At 72.2% G+C, this 17,816-nt stretch carries 16 protein-coding genes and 1 pseudogene; all 17 read left to right on the top strand.

Going from position 1 to position 17,816, the window contains the following annotated elements; genetic code table 11:
* Positions 1–3: 3 nt before the first annotated feature.
* The 17 genes and pseudogenes from FHU13_RS04580 to FHU13_RS04660 all read left to right on the top strand — a co-directional run bounded on the left by FHU13_RS04580 (position 4) and on the right by FHU13_RS04660 (position 17,766).
* The gene (locus FHU13_RS04580; protein ID WP_183434655.1) at positions 4–897 is read left to right on the top strand and encodes a DUF2163 domain-containing protein; all 894 of its coding nucleotides are present in this window, start codon (positions 4–6) and stop codon (positions 895–897) included.
* 7 nt (positions 898–904) lie between these two features.
* Complete coding sequence (locus FHU13_RS04585; RefSeq protein WP_183434656.1) at positions 905–1,366, top strand: NlpC/P60 family protein; 462 nt, start codon at positions 905–907, stop codon at positions 1,364–1,366.
* Positions 1,367–1,391: 25 nt separating this feature from the next.
* A pseudogene (locus FHU13_RS04590) lies at positions 1,392–5,311 on the top strand (glycoside hydrolase/phage tail family protein).
* Positions 5,312–5,336: 25 nt separating this feature from the next.
* Positions 5,337–6,419, top strand: coding sequence for a DUF2793 domain-containing protein (locus tag FHU13_RS04595; RefSeq protein ID WP_183434658.1), 1,083 nt, complete (start codon positions 5,337–5,339; stop codon positions 6,417–6,419).
* A 45-nt stretch (positions 6,420–6,464) separates the two neighbouring features.
* On the top strand, positions 6,465–7,028 hold the full coding sequence (locus tag FHU13_RS04600) for a lysozyme (protein ID WP_183434659.1): 564 nt from the start codon (positions 6,465–6,467) through the stop codon (positions 7,026–7,028).
* A gap of 36 nt (positions 7,029–7,064) precedes the next feature.
* Entirely contained in the window at positions 7,065–7,637 is a 573-nt protein-coding gene (locus FHU13_RS04605) for a hypothetical protein (protein WP_183434660.1), read from the top strand.
* 62 nt (positions 7,638–7,699) lie between these two features.
* Positions 7,700–8,053, top strand: coding sequence for a hypothetical protein (locus FHU13_RS04610; protein WP_183434661.1), 354 nt, complete (start codon positions 7,700–7,702; stop codon positions 8,051–8,053).
* Positions 8,054–8,073: 20 nt separating this feature from the next.
* Positions 8,074–8,310: a hypothetical protein gene (locus FHU13_RS04615; protein WP_183434662.1), complete on the top strand. Its 237-nt coding sequence runs from the start codon at positions 8,074–8,076 to the stop codon at positions 8,308–8,310.
* A 187-nt stretch (positions 8,311–8,497) separates the two neighbouring features.
* Positions 8,498–8,869, top strand: a complete 372-nt coding sequence (locus tag FHU13_RS04620; RefSeq protein ID WP_246714487.1) for a PepSY domain-containing protein — start codon at positions 8,498–8,500, stop codon at positions 8,867–8,869.
* 37 nt (positions 8,870–8,906) lie between these two features.
* Positions 8,907–9,584, top strand: a complete 678-nt coding sequence (locus FHU13_RS04625) for a response regulator transcription factor (RefSeq protein WP_026105562.1) — start codon at positions 8,907–8,909, stop codon at positions 9,582–9,584.
* 76 nt (positions 9,585–9,660) lie between these two features.
* Positions 9,661–11,076: an ATP-binding protein gene (locus FHU13_RS04630; protein WP_183434663.1), complete on the top strand. Its 1,416-nt coding sequence runs from the start codon at positions 9,661–9,663 to the stop codon at positions 11,074–11,076.
* 147 nt (positions 11,077–11,223) lie between these two features.
* Positions 11,224–12,774 carry a c-type cytochrome biogenesis protein CcmI gene (ccmI, locus tag FHU13_RS04635; RefSeq protein ID WP_183434728.1) on the top strand — a complete coding sequence of 517 codons (1,551 nt, stop codon included), beginning with the start codon at positions 11,224–11,226 and terminating at the stop codon, positions 12,772–12,774.
* Between the two features lie 188 nt (positions 12,775–12,962).
* Positions 12,963–13,472, top strand: a complete 510-nt coding sequence (gene ccmE / locus FHU13_RS04640) for a cytochrome c maturation protein CcmE (protein WP_183434664.1) — start codon at positions 12,963–12,965, stop codon at positions 13,470–13,472.
* A 46-nt stretch (positions 13,473–13,518) separates the two neighbouring features.
* Complete coding sequence (locus FHU13_RS04645; RefSeq protein WP_183434665.1) at positions 13,519–15,519, top strand: heme lyase CcmF/NrfE family subunit; 2,001 nt, start codon at positions 13,519–13,521, stop codon at positions 15,517–15,519.
* Positions 15,516–15,977, top strand: a complete 462-nt coding sequence (locus tag FHU13_RS04650) for a cytochrome c-type biogenesis protein CcmH (RefSeq protein WP_183434666.1) — start codon at positions 15,516–15,518, stop codon at positions 15,975–15,977. Before FHU13_RS04645 ends, FHU13_RS04650 begins: the two co-directional genes overlap by 4 nt.
* A gap of 95 nt (positions 15,978–16,072) precedes the next feature.
* Positions 16,073–16,762: a DUF1007 family protein gene (locus FHU13_RS04655; protein ID WP_183434667.1), complete on the top strand. Its 690-nt coding sequence runs from the start codon at positions 16,073–16,075 to the stop codon at positions 16,760–16,762.
* Positions 16,753–17,766, top strand: coding sequence for a nickel/cobalt transporter (locus tag FHU13_RS04660; protein WP_183434668.1), 1,014 nt, complete (start codon positions 16,753–16,755; stop codon positions 17,764–17,766). The genes FHU13_RS04655 and FHU13_RS04660 overlap by 10 nt, the downstream gene beginning before the upstream one ends.
* Positions 17,767–17,816: the final 50 nt, after the last annotated feature.

The following is a 17,816-nucleotide window of genomic DNA, read 5'->3' on the forward strand; positions in this document are numbered from 1 at the left end:
CCGATGCGCGCCGTCCCGCCCCGTCTCGCCGCCCGCCTGGAGGGCGGTGCGACGACGCTCTGCCGCTGCTGGGCTCTGGTCCGCCGCGACGGCCTCGTCCTCGGCTTCACCGACCACGACCGCGATCTCGTCCTCGGTGGTGTGACCTACGCCGCCCGCAGCAGGCTGGAGGCGGCCGAGGCGAGCGCGGAACTCGGCTTCGCCGTCGGCGGCGGCGAGGTGGCCGGCGCGCTGACCTCGGCCGGGATCACCGAGGCCGACGTGGCGGCGGGGCTCTACGACGGGGCCGGGGTCGAGATCTGGCTGGTCGATTGGGCCGAGCCCGAGGCCCGCCTGCTTCTCGACGTGGCGACGTTGGGCGAGATCCGCCGGGCGGGCGCCGCCTTCGTCGCCGAACTGCGCGGGCTGATGCACCGCCTCGACGCCGCCGTCGGGCGCAGCTTCCGCGCCGCCTGTGACGCGGAACTCGGCGATGCACGCTGCCGCGTCGATCTCGCGGACCCGCACTTCCGCGCCGCCGGCACGGTGCAGACCGTATCCGAGCCCGGCCGGCTCACCGTCGCACTGGCGGGGAGCTTCGCCGCGGACTGGTTCTCCGGCGGGCGCCTCACCTGGGATAGGGGCGCCAATGCCGGGCACGCCGCCGACCTGCGCTGCCATCGCCGCGACGGCGAGACGGTGGGCCTCGACCTGTGGGACCCGCCGCCGCGCCCGGTCGCGCCCGGCGACGCCTTCACCCTGACGGCTGGCTGCGACAAGAGCCTCGCCGCCTGCCGCGACAAGTTTGCCAACACCCTCAACTTCCAGGGTTTTCCGCACATGCCTGGCAACGATTTCGTGCTGCGTGCCGGCCCCGAGGCCGGAGCACGCCTCGACGGCTCCAGCCTGTTCCGGTGAGGCTGCCATGGATGATGCGTCGCCGCTGGCCGGGCGGATCGTGGCGGAGGCCCGCGCCTGGGCCGGGACGCCCTACCGGCACCAAGCCTCGCTGAAGGGCGTGGGCTGCGACTGCCTCGGCCTGCTGCGCGGGGTCTGGCGCGCGGTGCTCGGCCCCGAGCCGGAGGAGGCACCGCCCTACGCTGCCTCCTGGGCCGAATCCGCCCTTGACGGTGCCGACCCGTTGCTGGCGGCCGCGCGCCGGCACCTCGTGCCGATCGCCGAGCCACTGCCCGCCTACCGGCCCTGCGCGGGCGATGTCCTGCTCTTCGCTTTCCGTGCAAATTTGCCGGCAAAGCACTGCGCCATCGTCACCGGACCGGCGGCGATGATCCACGCCCATGACGGCGCGGCGGTGACCGAGGTCGCGCTCACGCCCTGGTGGCGGCGTCACCTCGCCCACGCGTTCCGTTTCCCCGATCCGCCCTGATCTCGCACCCGCCGGAGGCCCTGCCATGACGACGCTGGTCCTGCAAACCGCCGGCGAGGCGGTCGGCAACACGCTCGGCGGCCCCATCGGCGGGATGGTCGGGCGCGTGGCCGGCGCGGCCGGGGGCGCGGCGCTCGACGACGCCCTGTTCGGCGCCGGCACCAGCCCGCGCTTCGTCGAGGGGCCGCGGCTGAGCGAACTCGGCGGCCTCAACTCGACCGAGGGCGCACCGGTGCCGCGGGTCTACGGTCGCGCCCGCATCGGCGGCACCCTGATCTGGGCGACGCGCCCGCTCGAGGTCGCCAACACCACGGTGGAGCGGTCCGCCTCAGGCTCGAAGGGGGGATCCGGCGGGCAGAAGACCGTGCGCACCGCCTACAGCACCTTCATCGATCTCGCCGTCGGACTCTGCGCGGGCGAGATCGCCCTGGTGCGCCGGATCTGGACCGATGGCAGCGAACTCGACCTGACGACGCTCAATTGGCGCGTCCATACCGGCTCGGCGACGCAGGCGCCCGACCCGCTCATCGTCGCCAAGGAGGGCGCGGACAACGCGCCCGCCTATCGCGGTCTCGCCTACATCGTGTTCGAGCGGCTGCCGCTCGCCGCCTTCGGCAACCGCATCCCGCAATTCGCCTTCGAGGTGATCCGCCCCGTCGCGGGGCTGGCGGGCAAGGTTCGCGCGGTCTGCCTGATTCCCGGCTCGACCGAGTTCGGCCTCGACCCGCTCGCGGTCAGCGAGGATGCCGGGCTCGGCGCTACGAAGCCGGCAAACCGTTTCCAGTTCCAGGGCATGAGCGACGTCGTCGCCTCCCTCGACGCGCTCCAGGCCCTGTGCCCGCGGCTCAAGCGGGTCTCCGTAGTGACGAGCTGGTTCGGCGACGACCTGCGCGCCGGGCACTGCACCGTGACGCCGCGGGTCGATTCCGCGGCGAAGGCGACGACGGGTGAGCCCTGGAGTGTCGCCGGGCTGAACCGTGCCGCGGCGCGTACGGTCTCTCGCTCCGGCGACATCGCCGCCTATGGCGGCACGCCATCCGATGCCGGGCTCGGGCGGCTGGTGGCGGAGCTGAACCGCCGCGGCCTGGTGGTGGTGCTCTATCCCTTCGTGATGATGGACGTGCCGGCGGGCAACGCCCTGCCGGACCCGTACCGGCCCGGTGAGACGCCGGCAGCTTCTCAGCCGGCCTATCCCTGGCGCGGGCGCATCACCTGCGATCCCGCCTCTGACCGGCCCGGCAGCCCGGACGGCACCGGCGGGGCGGCCGATCAGGTCGCGGCCTTCTTCGAGGGCCCGCAGGGCTACCGGGCGATGATCCTGCACTATGCCGGCCTCGCCGCCGGCTGGGCGGCGGCGGGAGTGCCGCTCGCCGGCTTCATTCTCGGCAGTGAGTTCGTGGGCCTCACGCGGGTGCGCGGACCAGACGGTTCCTATCCGGCGGTCGAGGGGCTCCGGCGCCTCGCCGCCGAGGTTCGTGCCCGGCTTGGCAGCAATGTGAGCCTCGTCTACGCCGCCGACTGGACCGAGTACGGCGCCGATGTCCGCGAGGGCGGCGCCTCCCTACGCTTCCCCCTTGATCCGCTCTTCGCCGATCCGACCATCGATGCCGTCGGCATCGACTACTACCCGCCGATCTCGGACTGGCGCGACGGACCGGATCACCGCGACGCCGCGGATGCCGCGAGCCTCTACGACCGCGCCTATCTCAAAAACCGTCTCGGCGCGGGCGAGGCCTTCGACTGGTATTATGCCAGCCCCGAGGATCGGATCGCGCAACGCCGCACGCCGATCACCGACGGCGTCCACGGTAAGCCGTGGATCTACCGGGCCAAGGATCTCGTCGCGTGGTGGTCGAATCCGCATGTCGAGCGTAGCGGTGGCGTCGAGACCGGGCCGACCGCCTGGGTGCCGATGGGAAAGCCGATCTGGCTCACCGAGATCGGCATTCCGGCAGTCGATCGCGGCACCAACGGACCCAACGTCTTCCCCGATCCGAAATCGTCGGAGAACGCGCGCCCGCCCTTCGCCCGCGGCACCCGCGACGACCTCATCCAGGCTCGCGGCCTCGAGGCGATCCTGTCGCGCTTCGATGTTGAGGCGGATGGTTTCGAGCCGGCTCACAATCCGGTCTCGCCGCTCTACGGCGGCCGGATGATCCCGGCCGAAGACATCTGTCTCTGGGCATGGGACGCGCGACCCTTCCCGGCCTTCCCCGACTTCACCACCGTGTGGTCGGACGCCGCCAACTGGGCGCTCGGCCACTGGATCACCGGCCGGATCGAGGGGCTGGAACTCGACCGGCTGATCGCGGCGATCCTGGCCGATCTCGGCATCGACGCGCCCCTCGACATCGATGCCGCCGGCTTTCTCGACGGGGCCGTGCTCGACCGGCCGCTCTCCGCCCGCGAGGCGCTGGAGCCGTTGGCTCGCCTGTTCAACTTCGACGTCTCGGTCTCCGCGGGGACGCTGCGGGTTCGCGACGGGCGCAGGAGCGCGCCGGCCCGGCTCGAAGCGGGCGACCTCGTCCTCGGCGAGGGCGAGGCGGCGCCCCTGCGCCGGGTTCGGGCGCAGGAGAGCGAGCTGCCGCGCGCCGTCGCGATCGGCTTTTCCGACGGCGAGAGCCCGGATTACCGCCGCGCCACCGCGTCCGCCGCGCGCCCGGCCGGGGCGCGGCGGCAGGAGGTGCGCGTCGAGGCGGCGATCATCACCCGGCGCGACGCCGCGCAGGCGCTGGCGGAAGCCATCCTCGACGCGGCGCTCGCGGGCCGCGACACCGCGATCTTCGGAGTGAGCCCGCGCCGGATCGATCTGGAGCCCGGCGATCCCGTCGCCCTGCCGGGCGAGACCCGCGGAGCGCTCCACCGGATCATCCGCATCGACGACGCCCCGTCGGGGCGGCGGGTCGAGACCCGGGCCGTTCCGCTCCCCGGTCGCGATCCGGTGCCCGCCGCGCCGGTTGCGCGGGTCGGCCGGACGCCGCCGGCGGTCCCGGGGCCGGTCTTCGCCGTGCCGCTGGTCCTGCCGGTGGAGCGAGGCGATCCGGTGCCGCTCTCCTATCTCGCGGTTTCGGCCGATCCCTGGCCCGGCGCCGTCGCGGTCTGGCGCTCGGCCGGGGAGGGAGCGCCGTTCGGGACCCACCGCACCCTCGACCATCCGGCCTGCCTCGGCCGCACGCTGACCGCACTGCCGCCGGGCCCGCTCTGGCGCTTCGATCGCAATGCCAGTCTCGACGTCTCCCTGCGTCACGCGGAGGGCTTGAGCGCGGTCGGCGAAGCCGCGGCACTGGCGGGCGGCAACCTGTTCACCCTGATCGGTGGGGACGGGGCGGTCGAGATCCTGTCCGCGGCGAGAGCCGAACTGGTCGGGGGCGAGACGTGGCGGCTCTCGGGCCTGCTGCGGGGGCTGGCCGGCAGCGAGGCGGCCGCGGGCCGGCCGGCGGGCGCGGGCAGCCTGATCGTGCGCCTCGATGACGGCGCCGTCCGGCCGCTGATCGACCGGCTCGACGAGGCCGGCCGCCGCTTCCTCTACCGGGTCGGCCCGGCGGAACGCGATCCGGCCGACCCCGCCTTCGTCGGCTTCGCGGCGACGGCGGACCTGACCGCCTTCGTGCCCTTGAGCCCGGTCCACCTGCGCGGTCGGCGCGAGGCCGAGGGCATCCGCTTCCGTTGGACCCGGCGGGCGCGGCGCGATGCCGATGCCTGGGAGCCGACCGACGTGCCGCTCGACGAGGGAATGGAAGCCTATCGCCTCGACATCCTCGCCGAGGACGGGCGGATCCTGCGCAGCCTGAGCGCCGACACGACGAGCGCGCTCTACGCGAATGCCGACGAGATCGCCGATTTCGGCACCCGCCGCACCGAGATCGATGCCGCGGTGGCGCAGGTCGGCACGCTCGCCGGCCTCGGCCCGCCCGCCGGGCGCGGGTGACCCTGCGGACCGTCTGACATCCGACCCCTGACGGAGTGGCCCATGGCCGACACGACCCCGAGCCTCGCCCTGCCGCTGATCGCGGGGGGGCAGGCGCAGAAGCACGTCACCCATAACGAGGCGCTGGCGCTGCTCGACGCGCTGGTGCAACTCGCCGTCCTCGACAAGGACCGCACCGCGCCGCCCGCGAGCCCCGCGGAGGGAGACCGCTACCTGATCGCCTCGGGCAACCCGAGCGGCGCCTGGGCCGGATGGGCCGGCCGCATCGCCCGCTTTCAGGACGGCGCGTGGCTGTCCCTCATGCCGCGGGCGGGCTGGACTGCTTTTGTCGCCGACGAGGCCGAGCTCTATACCTTCACCGGTTCGGCCTGGAGGCCGTTCCGCGCGACGCTCACCGCCCTCGACGGGCTGACCCGCCTCGGGATCGGCACGGGAGCGGATGCGGACAATCCCTTCGCGGCCAAGCTCAACAAGGCGCTCTGGACCGCGCTGACGAGTGCGGAGGGCGGCAGCGGCGATCTGCGCTACACCCTCAACAAGCAGGGGGCCGGCAACGTTCTCTCCCTGCTGATGCAGACCGGGTTTTCGGCCCGCGCCGAGATCGGCCTCACCGGCGACGACGACCTTCGCGTGAAGGTTTCTCCGAACGGTGGCGACTGGTTCGAGGCGCTGCGGATCGACCGTGCGACGGGGAGGGTCGCCTTTCCCGATCGCGTCAGCGTCGCGGATGTGCCGGTGCTGACCGCGCAGGTGATCGCGGGCAACACTGGGTCAGGACCGGTGGCGGCCGGGGCGACGCGGTACTTCACCAACGCTCTTGTCGGCGGTCATCAGAGCGAGGTTTACGCCGCTGCCGGCCGGCGGGGACGGTTCCGGCATCTGCGCGTCGTGACGCAGGGCGCGCCGGGCAATGGCCAGAGCTGGACCTTCACGCTCCAGAAGCTGTTCACCGACACGGCCCTGACCTGCACCATCTCCGGAGCCGGCGCCAACCAAGCGGATGACCTCGTCAACAGCGCGGTCTTCGAGGGATCGGACCGCTGGTGCCTCAAGATCGTGTCGAGCAGCGGGGCCGCGGTCACGACAAACATCCTGTTCTCGCTGCTGTTCGAGGGCCTCGATTAGGCCGCCCGCCACGTCGTCACACCCCTGCGCCACCGGAGACTTGCGATGGACCTCAGCGCCGTCGGCCGCGCCGTGCTGATCGCCCGGGAGGCGCGGCGGCTGGAAGCCTATCGCGACAGCGTGGGCGTCTGGACCATCGGCGTCGGCCACACCGCCGCGGCCGGACCACCCGTGCCGCGGGCGGGCCTGCGCATCGGCGCGGAAGAGGCGGATGCGATCTTCGCCCGCGACGTGGGGGCATTCATCCGCACCGTCGCCGAGGCGATCCCCGAGCCGCTGCCGCAGCACGCCTTCGACGCGCTGGTCTCGCTCTGCTTCAACATCGGCCCGGCGGCCTTCAGGCGCTCCACGGTGCTGCGACGCCTGCGGGCCGGTGACCGGGCGGGGGCAGGCGAAGCGATCCTGATGTGGAACCGCCCGGCCGCGATCATCCCGCGCCGGCAGGGCGAGTTCGACCAGTTCCGCACGCCCTACGAGACCAGCTTGCCGCGGGCCCGGCGCGGCGATGCGCAGCCCGTCTCCACTTCCGCCGCCGCCCCGCCCTCACCGCCCATGGCCCGGTCGGGCTGGGGTGCCCGCCTGCGGGACTGGCTGCGCGCCGCCCTCTGAACGCTTCCCCCTCGCACTCGGATAAGGATCGCCGCCATGACGCCGACCGCCGTCTTCGCCCGAACCATCGCCAGGGTCTTCCTCGTCAGGCCCGTCCTGCCGCCCCTGCTCCTCCTCGGCTGCTGCGCGCCGGCGTACGCTACGCCGCTCCCCCCTGATGCCGCCGCGCTCGTCCTGCCCTGGGGCGATGCCGTGCTGGCGCTCTTCCAGGGCGTGACCGCCCTGCTGACGCCGGCGCTCGTCGCGGCCCTCGCGGCGGCGCTCGCCCGCCTCAGTGGCCCCTTGCGCCTCCTCGTCACCGACGCCCTGGTCGAGCGCCTCGTGCGCAACGCCACCGACTACGCCGTGAACGCGGTGGCCGGCGCCGTCCGCGGGCGCAGGCTGACCGTCTCCGTCGGCTCGGCAGTGATCGCGCGCGCCGTGCAGCGGGCCCTCGATCAGGCGCCGGCCTGGCTGCTCCGGGCGGCGGGCGGTGGCGAGGGGGTCGCGGAGAAGGTGTTCCGGTCCCTGCCGCTGGAGGCGGCGGCGACCACCGGCAACACCCTCGAACCGGCGCTGGAGCGCGCTCTGGGGCTCCGGCCCGCGGGAGGGGCCCGTGAGACGGCCTGAACCCTCCGGTATCGCGCAACACCGGAGACAGTGGTCCGGGCGTTGGTGCCGGGAGGTGAGTCATGGACAAGATCGCCGCGGAAGCCGCGCGCCTCCTCTTCGCCGACGGAGGCGCCGGCTGGATCGTCGCGGTGCTGCTGGGGCTGGCCTGCCTCCACCTCTACCGGGACGGCCTGCGCGCGTTGGAGGCGCGCATCGCCGAGACGGGCACCACCGCCGCGGCCTTTGAGCGCGCGTCGCAAACGAACGCGGCGGTGGCCGCCGCCCTGGAGAGCCGCACCCGCGTGTTGGAGGATCTGGTCCGGCTCACGGGCGAGACAGCCCGGGCGGTCGCGCGCAGCGACGAGCGCGCGCGGGAGCGGTTCGAGGATCTCCTGCGGCGCATCGGCGAGTTGCAGCACCGGCCGATCCTCTGACGAATGAGAGGGAATCTTCCATGCCTGATCCTGCTTGCGCCGCCGGCCCGGATCGGACCGCGCGGTGGGCCTCGCGCCGAACTCGGTCCCGCGCCGCCGTCGGCCGCCTGGAGGCGGCGCGCCGCGGCTTCGAGCGCTCGCTGATCACCCTGCGCCGGGCCGCCCTCGACGCCGTCGACAGCGGCGATCTGGCAAGCCTCACCTTACGTGTGTGCGGCGAGCGTCGCCTTCGCGCCAACGGAGAGGGAGCGGGGTGAGGCGGGGCCCGGCGCGATCCTGACGGGGGAACCGCGGGGCCGATCCCGCCTTGTCCCCGGCAACAGCACCGACCCGGACATGGCCCTCGACCGCAAGCCCGCTTCCACGACAGCGTTCACACCGAGCCCGACCGCGCTGACGAACATTCAGGGCGCATTCAGTGCGCTGGCGCGACAGTCACCCTCGATGCGCCAAGCTCTCGCCCTGCTGATCGTCGTCTCGACCGCCGCGGTTCTCGCGGCGGGGGCGGTCGGCCCGCTCGCCGAGGAGACCGGAGCCCTCGCGCCCGTGCCGGCGCAGAGGGAGCCGCTGAACCGCGGCGACGATTGCCTGTCGCCCGCCGACCTGCGCGAGGCGGTGGCCGAGAAGCGCGTCGTGCCGCCCATCGCCGCGATCCGCGCGGCGCGCCAGATCGTTCCCCGCGCCGAGATCCAGCGTGCCAGTCTGTGCCGGCACGAGGCGGGGCTCGTCTACCTGCTGACGGCCTTGCGCCGGGACGGGCAATTCATGCACGTCATGGTCGATGCCCAATCGGGACAGGTGAGCGGGCAATGGTAAGGCGGCCGTGGGCCGCCCGGGATGAGGAGTGACGACTGTGCGTCTGCTCGTGGTCGAGGATGACCGTGACATCAACCGACAGGTCGTCGCCGCGCTGGAAGAGGCCGGCTACGTCGCCGACAAGGCGTTCGACGGCGAGGAGGGCGGCTATCTCGGCGAGAACGAGCCCTACGACGCCATCATCCTCGATATGGGCCTGCCCAAGGCCGACGGCGTCACCGTGCTCCAAAACTGGCGCCGGGCCGGGGTGAAGACCCCCGTCATCATCCTCACCGCCCGTGACCGCTGGTCCGACAAGGTCGACGGCTTCGACGCGGGCGCCGACGACTACGTCACCAAGCCCTTCCACATGGAGGAACTGATGGCCCGCGTGCGTGCGATTCTTCGGCGCGCGGCCGGCCACGCCAGCAGTCAGATCGCCTGCGGCCCCGTTACCCTCGACACCCGCTCGGGCCGCGTCTTCGTCGACGGCGCCCCGATCAAGCTGACGAGCCACGAGTACCGGCTACTCTCCTACCTGATGCATCATACCGGCCGCGTCGTCTCCCGCGCCGAGCTGACCGAGCACCTCTACGACCAGGATTTCGATCGGGATTCCAACACCATCGAGGTGTTCGTCGGGCGGCTCAGGAAGAAGCTCGCCGTGGACCTGATCCAGACGGTGCGGGGCTTGGGATATCTGATCGATCCGAATCAGCCGCCCGGGCGGGGGTGAGGATTGCGGAGCCGGTGAACTCAGCGCTGGGCGCCTTGGCAGAGGCAAACGCCCATTCCCAGACGAAACCCCGCCGATGACCGACCGCCTCGCTTGGCTCCCCCTGCGCCGCCGCTCCATCGCGGTCCGGCTCGCGGTCTCCTCGTTCCTATCGAGCACCGCGATCCTCGTCATCGCGGCCTTTATCCTCACCACGCTCTACCGTGAGAACACCGAGCGCGCCTTCGACAGCCGTCTGCTCGTCTTCGCCAACAACCTCGCCACCGATCTCGTCTCGCCGAGCGAGCCCGAGACGCGCTCCTTCTCGCTGGGCGATCCGCGCTTCGACCTGCCGCTGTCGGGCTGGTACTGGCAGGTCGGACGACCGGACGCGAAGCCGCGCGACCTGCGCACCTCGCGCTCGCTCGTCGGCGTGCCGCTGAAAGGGCCCGATCAGGCCGGCACCGCCACCATCGGTCAGATCCGCCAGGGCTACAGCAAGGGCCAGGATGACCGGACCCTGCGCATCGTCGAGCGCGACGTCGATGTCGGCGCCGACGGGCGCTACACCGTGCGGGTGGCGGGGCCCGCCGATGAGATCGTCAACGACGTCGAGCGCTTCCGCTTCTCACTGTTCATGACCTTCGGCCTGCTCGGCTTCTCGCTTGCGGCCACCGCGCTGCTGCAGATCCGCTTCGGCCTCGCCCCCTTGCGCAAGCTGCGCACGGCGCTCGGCTCGATCCGCCGCGGCGAGGCCGACCGGATCGACGGCGAGTATCCCCGCGACATCGCTCCGCTCGCGGGTGAGATCAACCTGCTCATCGAGACCAACCGCGAGATCCTGGAGCGTGCCCGCACCCAGGTCGGCAATCTCGCCCATGCCCTGAAGACCCCGCTCTCGATCATCGTCAACGAGGCCGGCGGCAGCGACGCTCCGCCCGAACTGTCGGAGAAGATCCGCGAGCAGGCGGCGGTGATGCGCGATCAGGTGAACTACCACCTCGACCGCGCCCGCGCCGCGGCGCTCGCCGGCACGCTCGGCACCTCGACCGAGGTCGAGCCCGCGCTTGCCGGCCTCGTGAGGACGTTCGGAAAGATCTACCGCGACAAGGACATCGCCTACGAGGTCCACGTGCCGCCGGGTCTGCGCTTCCGCGGCGAGAAGCAGGATTTCGAGGAGATGATCGGCAACCTCGTCGACAACGCCTCGAAATGGGCAGCGGGCCGTGTCTCGATCTCCGCCGCACCCACCGGTGAGCACGATTATCCCCACCTGCTCGTGGCGGTGGAGGATGACGGGCCGGGCCTGCCGGAGGAGGATCGCGCCGCGGTGCTGAAGCGGGGCCGGCGCCTCGACGAGACCAAGCCCGGCTCCGGCCTCGGCCTGTCGATCGTGGCGGATCTGGCCGCACTCTACCGTGGCCGCTTCCGACTGGAGGCGGCGGCCCTCGGCGGCTTGCGGGCCGTGATCGAGGTGCCGGGCGACGCGCCTGTGGGGGCCGGACAACGCTGAGTAGCAGCGGCCGAGCGAAGGTTACGGACCAGGCCGCCTGTGCTATGGCCGTGCTTCACCCGCGCGTGACGACGTGTCACCCGGAAGCGATGTCGTGCAGGCCCTGCTCGGGCTCTACACGGGGCCGAGCTTAAATCTTTGGGTCTGATGACGGCGATCTGGTTTATCTTGGCGGCCATGACCGGCGCAGCCGTGTTCGCGTTGCTCTGGCCGATGTCGCGCCGCCGTCGGCAAGGGGCCAGGCCTGAGGCGGAGAGCAGCGACGGTCTCGCCACCGAGACCGGCTTCTACGAGGATCAGCTTGCCGAGATCGAGCGCGATCTCGGCCGCGGCCTCATCGCCCCGGCCGAAGCCGAGGCCGCGCGCGCCGAGGCCGCGCGCCGGCTGCTGCGGGCGAGCCGCGAGGAGCGGGCCGAGGCGTCAGGTGCCGCGCCGATCGCCGAGCCGCATCTGCGCCAGCGCCGGGCTGCCTCCGCCTTCGCGCTCTCCACCATCCCCCTCGTCGCCCTTGTCGTCTACGGCCTCTACGGCTCGCCGAACCTCCCCTCGCAGACCGACGCCGACCGTAAGGCGACGCGGGCCGGCGCGCAGGATCTGATGACTGCCATCGGCCAGATCGAGGCGCGTCTCGCCAACCACCCGGATGATGCCCGCGGCTGGAGCGTGCTCGGACCGGTCTACATGCGGCTCGGGCGGTTCGATGACGCGGCCCGCGCCTACGCCGCGCTCGTCCGCCTCAAGGGCGAGGACGCCCAAGCCCTGTCCGATTGGGGCGAGGCTCTGGTCGCGGCCGCCGACGGCACGGTGTCGCCGGAGGCGCGCAAGGTGCTGGGCCGGGCGCTCGCCGCCGAGCCGAAGGCGGCCAAGCCCCAGTTCTATCTCGCCCGCGGCGACGAGCAGTCCGGCGACGTGGCTGGCGCCGTGCGGCGGCTCGAGGCGATGGCGGCCTCCGCGCCCGCGGACGCGCCCTGGCTGCCGGCGGTGCGGGAGAACCTCGCCCGGCTGAAGGGCGAGACCGCCGCGCCGAAGGCCGAAGGAGGCGGGGAGGGGGAGAAATCCGACGCCCCGGTCGCCGGGCCCGGCAGCAACATCCAGGCCCTGCCGCCCTCCGAGCGGATCGACGCCATCCGCGGCATGGTCGAGGGGCTGGAGCGGCGCTTGGCTAAGCAGGGCGGCTCCGCCGACGAGTGGCTGCGCCTCGTGCGCTCCCACGCGGTGCTCGGCGAGCGCGACAAGGCGCTCGATGCCTTGGAACGGGCGCGTAAGGCATTCCGCGACGACGGCGAGGCGCTGACCCGCTTCGACGCACAGGCCCAAGAACTCGGTCTCGCCGGAGCCGGCGCGCCGCCGAGGACTGAGGCCGGTGAGCGGGCCGGTGAGCGGGCCGGCGAGCGGCCCGGCGAAAAGGCCGCCGTCGAGCCCGACGCCGCGGCCGCCGCGATCAAGGCGATGCCGCCGGCCGAGCGCGAGGCCACGATCCGCGCCATGGTCGCAAGTCTCGACCGGCGGCTCGCCGCCAAGGGTGGCAGCGCCGACGAGTGGATGCGGCTCGTGCGTTCCTACGGCGTCCTCGGGGATCGCGCGGCCGCCGCGCAGGCGCTCGACCGGGCCAAGATGGCGCTCGCCGCCAACCCGACCGCGGTGGAACGCCTCGATGCGTTGGGCAAGGAACTCGGCCTGAATCCTTCCCAGCCGTAGCACGACAGGACCGCGGCAAGACCGGAGCGGGCCGCGTCCCCTGACAATCGGTCCCGCCCGTCCAACCTTGACCCCGCGGGCGGTCGGGCCGAAACCGGTCCTTGATCAATCGCAGACGTCGGACCGCCTTCAGGCTTTCGTCAGCCTGAAGGAATGAGAAGAAGCCGACGAACCGGGACGGAACCGTTGTGACCCGCAAGAGCCGCCGCCTGATCCTCATCGCCGCCTGCGGCGCCGTGCTGGCGCTGGCGCTCGGGCTGATCCTGTCGGCGATGAGCGGCTCGATCGTGTTCTTCCGCTCGCCCGCCGAGGTGGCGGCGCAGGGCGTGGCGCCGGGCACCCGCTTCCGCCTCGGCGGCCTCGTCAAGGACGGTTCGGTGAAGCGCGGACCCGACCAGAACGTCGAGTTTTCGGTGACCGACACCAGCGCCACGGTGCCGGTGCAGTATCGCGGCCTATTGCCCGACCTGTTCCGCGAGGGCCAGGGCATCGTCGCCGAGGGCACACTCGATGCCGGCGGCGTGTTCCGGGCCGACACGGTGCTGGCCAAGCACGACGAGAACTACATGCCCCGCGAGGTCGCCGACGCCCTCAAGGCGCAGGGGCGCTGGCAGGAGGGCGGGGGAAAAGAGGCTCCGAAGGATGCGGCGAAGCCGGGCACGGCCGATGCCACCCTGGGTCAGCGCAGCGAGCGGTGAAAGCTTCCATGACCATCCGGACCGAAACCGCGCGAGGGGACTGCCGGTGATCGTCGAGATCGGCCATTACGCGCTGGCGCTCGCGCTGGCCCTGTCCCTGGTGCAGGCGGTGATGCCGGCCTGGGCCGCCCGCTCGGGCGACGCGGCCCTGCGCGAGGTGGCGGGCCCCGCCGCGCTCGGCACCTTCGCCTGCATCCTGTTCGCCTTCTGCGCGCTGACCTACGCGCACGTGACCTCAGACTTCTCGGTCCAGAACGTCGTTGAGAACTCGCACACCGCCAAGCCCCTGATCTACAAGATCTCCGGCGTCTGGGGGAACCACGAGGGCTCGATGCTCCTCTGGGTGCTGATCCTCGCCCTGTTCGGCGCCTGGGTCGCCGCCGCCAAGACCTCCGTGCCGCCGGTGCTGCGCACCAACACGCTGATGGTGCAGGCCAGCGTCACCTTCGTATTCGTGCTGTTCATCATCACGACCTCGAACCCGTTCGCCCGCGTCGCGCCGGCCCCCCTGGAGGGCAACGACCTCAACCCGCTGCTGCAGGATCTCGGCCTCGCGATCCATCCGCCGCTGCTCTATCTCGGCTATGTCGGCTTCTCGGTCACCTTCGCCTTCGCCGTCGCCGCCTTGATCGAGGGACGCATCGACGCGGTCTGGGCGCGGGCGGTGCGGCCCTGGGCCCTGATCGCCTGGAGCTTCCTGACGCTCGGCATCGCCATGGGCTCGTACTGGGCCTATTACGAACTCGGCTGGGGTGGCTGGTGGTTCTGGGATCCGGTCGAGAACGCCTCGCTGATGCCCTGGATCGCCGGAACGGCGCTGCTGCACTCCATCGTCGTCATGGAGAAGCGCGACGCGCTCAAGGTCTGGACGGTTTTGCTCGCCATCCTCACCTTCTCGCTCTCGCTGGTCGGCACCTTCATCGTCCGCTCGGGGCTGCTCACCTCGGTGCACAGCTTCGCCTCCGATCCGAGCCGCGGCGTGTTCATCCTGGCGATCCTCGCCCTGTTCATTGGCGGCGCGCTTAGCCTGTTCGCGTGGCGCGCCCCGAGCTTGCGCCAGGGCGGCCTGTTCGCGCCGATCTCCCGCGAGGGGGCGCTGGTGATGAACAACCTGTTCCTGGTCGCCGCCTGCGCCACGGTGTTCGTCGGCACGCTCTACCCGCTGCTTCTCGAGATGCTGACGGGCGAAAAAATCTCGGTCGGTCCGCCCTTCTTCAACTGGACCTTCATCCCGCTGGCGCTGCCGCTCCTCGTGATCGTGCCGTTCGGGCAGGCGCTCGCGTGGAAGCGGGGCGATGCCGCGGCGGCCGCGCAGCGCCTGTTGGCGGCCTTCGCGGTGGCGCTCGTCGTCGCGCTCGGCGCGGCGGCTCTGGCCTGGGGCGGCCCGGTCATGGCGCCGGTCGGCCTTGGCTTCGGTGCCTACCTCATCATCGGCTCCGCGCTCGAAATCTGGGCGCGTGCCCGCGGCTACGGCCAGAACCGGACGCACGACCTCGGCACGACGTGGCGCCGGGCGGTCGGCCTGCCGCGCTCGGCCTGGGGCACGGCTCTGGCCCATGCCGGCGTCGGCGTCGTCGTGCTCGGCATCGCCGGGCAGGGCTGGGCGACGGAGGGACTCGCGACGATCCGGCCGGGCGGTCAGGTCGCCTCCGGCCCCTACGTTGCCACCCTCGACCGGGTCGGTCCGACCAAGGGCGAGAATTACGAGGAGACGACCGCCTTCCTGACGCTGCGCAACCGCGCGGGCGACTATGTCGGCACGGTCGAGACCGGCAAGCGCTTCTATCCCTCCCGCCGGATGACGGTGACCGAATCCGGACTGAAGACGGTCGGCGTCAGCCAGATCTACGCCAGCCTCGGCGAGGTGCTGCCCGATGGCTCGATCGGCATGCGACTGTACTACAAGCCGCTGGTGCTGCTGATCTGGATCGGTTCGCTCATCATGGCGGCGGGCGGCGGCCTCTCGCTCACCGACCGGCGGATGCGCGTCGGCGCCCCGGTCAAGGCGCGCGCCAAGCTGTCCCCTTCCGCGGTGCCCGCCGAATGAAGCGCCTTCGCTCCACCCTCGTCGCGCTCGCTCTGACCCTCGCCGCTTCCGCGGCGCTCGCCGTGCAGCCGGACGAGGTGCTCAAGGACCCCGCCATGGAGGCGCGGGCGCGGCAGATCTCGGAAGGTCTGCGCTGCCTCGTCTGCCAGAACCAGTCGATCGACGATTCCGACGCGCCGCTCGCCAAGGACCTGCGTGTGCTGGTGCGCGAGCGGCTGAAGGAGGGCGACAGCAATGCCCAAGTCGTCGATTACGTCGTGGCCCGCTACGGCGAGTTCGTGCTGCTGCGCCCCGTCTTCGGCTGGCACACGCTGCTGCTCTGGATGAGCCCGCTGCTCGCGGTGGGCTTGGGCGCCTTCGGCATCTGGCGCCTGTCGCGCCGCCGCCCGCCGACACGGGCGGAAGGCCTGTCCGAGGCGGAGGCAGCGGAGGTCGAGACGCTGCTCAAGCGGCCGTAGAACGGGGCGCGCCCTGCTTTCGCCCGATCGTCCGGGCAGGGTCCGTTTGCATCGTCGTCACCTTTCGACACGCAGCGAGCCGCAACCCGAGCGCCATGCCGACCGCCGCCTCCATCAGACGTCTCGCTCTCACCACCGCGCTCGGCCTCGCGGCCGGTCTTGCGGCCAATCTCGCGGCTTTGAGCCCGGCCTGGGCCCACCCCCATGTCTGGATCACCGCCAAGGCCGAACTTGCCTACGAGGCGGGCCGCGTCACCGGCATCCGCCACGCCTGGACCTTCGACCCCGAATACACCGCCTTCCTGACCCAGGGGCTGGACGCGAACGGCGACGGCAAGGTCTCGCCCGATGAGCTTCAGGGCTCGGCGAAGGAGCAAGCCGCCAACCTCGCCGAGTTCGCCTACTTCACGAAGCTCAAGGTGGCCGGCAAGGAGCAGGCCTTCGCCGAGCCGCAGGAGGCGCGGATGGCCATGGAGGGCGGCAAGCTGACCTTGAGCTTCCTGCTGCCGCTGAAGACGCCCGCCGCCCAGGGCAGGGGCGTCGCGGCCATCGAAGTCTACGATCCGACCTACTTCATCGCCTTCAGCCTCGCGGACGGGGCCGACGCGGTGCGCCTCGCCGGCGCCGCCCCCGGCTGCAGCATGACGGTGACGCGGGCAAAGAACACCGAACCCAATGTGGCCTCCGCCGGCCAGTCGATGACGGAGGCGATGTTCGAGGCGCTCACCGCCGCCTCGAATTACGGCGAGCAATTCGCCAACCGGGCCATCGTCGCATGTCCCTGACCGCCGCGATCCGCCCCGCAGGTCTGGCAGGCAGCCGGTGGCCGCTGCGGCTGGCTCTCGCCGCCGGGGCGGTGCTGGCGGCTGGCGGCCTCCTCGCCGGCATCGCCTGGGTGCTCGGCCCCGTCGCTGCTCCGCCGCCGCGCTCGCCCTTCGGCATCGGTTTTCGCGAGGCCGCCCCGGCGGCGACGGGGCTCGGCGGCTGGCTGCTCGCGGTCCAGTCCAATTTCTCCAGCCACCTCCGCGCGGCCGTGACGGCGCTGAAGGCCGGCGGCCCCTGGATGCCGCTCATCGTGATGGGCTTCGCCTATGGCGTGTTCCACGCTGCCGGGCCCGGCCACGGCAAGGCGGTGATCGCCGGCTACATCGTCGCCGGCGAGCGCACGTTGCGGCGCGGCTTTGCCCTGAGCGCCGCCGCGGCCCTGCTCCAGGCTCTCGTGGCCATCGCCATCGTGCTGGTCGGCGTCCTCGTCCTCAACACGACCGCCGCCGGGATGACGCGGGCCGGCACCCTGATCGAGACCGTCAGCTTCGCTCTCGTGACCGGGCTCGGGGCCGCGGTGACGTGGCGCAAGGCCGGGCGACTCGCCGGCCTTGCCATCGATAGCTCGGCCGAGGCGTGCGGCCCCGGCTGCGGCCATACTCACCTGACCGATGCCGCCGCCCTCGACAGGCTCGGCGGCTGGCGCGAGCGGGCCGGCGTGGTGCTCGCTGCCGGCTCCCGCCCCTGCGCCGGGGCGGTGCTGATCCTCGTGTTCTGCGCCGCGCAGGGCCTGCTCGCCGCGGGTATCGCCGCGACCTTCGCCATGGCGCTCGGCACCGCGCTCACCACCGGGGCGCTCGCGAGCCTCGCGGTTTTCGCCAAGGCCCTGGCGCTGCGCCTCGCGGGCGGGCGCGGGCAGGCCGGAGCCCTCGCGGTCGGCGGGCTGGAGCTCCTGGCCGGCGCCTCCGTGCTGGTGCTCGGGCTCGCCATGCTGTCAGGGCTGGCGACCGGCCTGGGTGGCTAAACGCCCTCTCGCCAACTCCCTCGAACCCGAGGCAGGTTGGTCCCGGATCG

Source organism: Methylobacterium sp. R2-1 (assembly GCF_014191355.1).
Classification (GTDB): Bacteria; Pseudomonadota; Alphaproteobacteria; order Rhizobiales; family Beijerinckiaceae; genus Methylobacterium.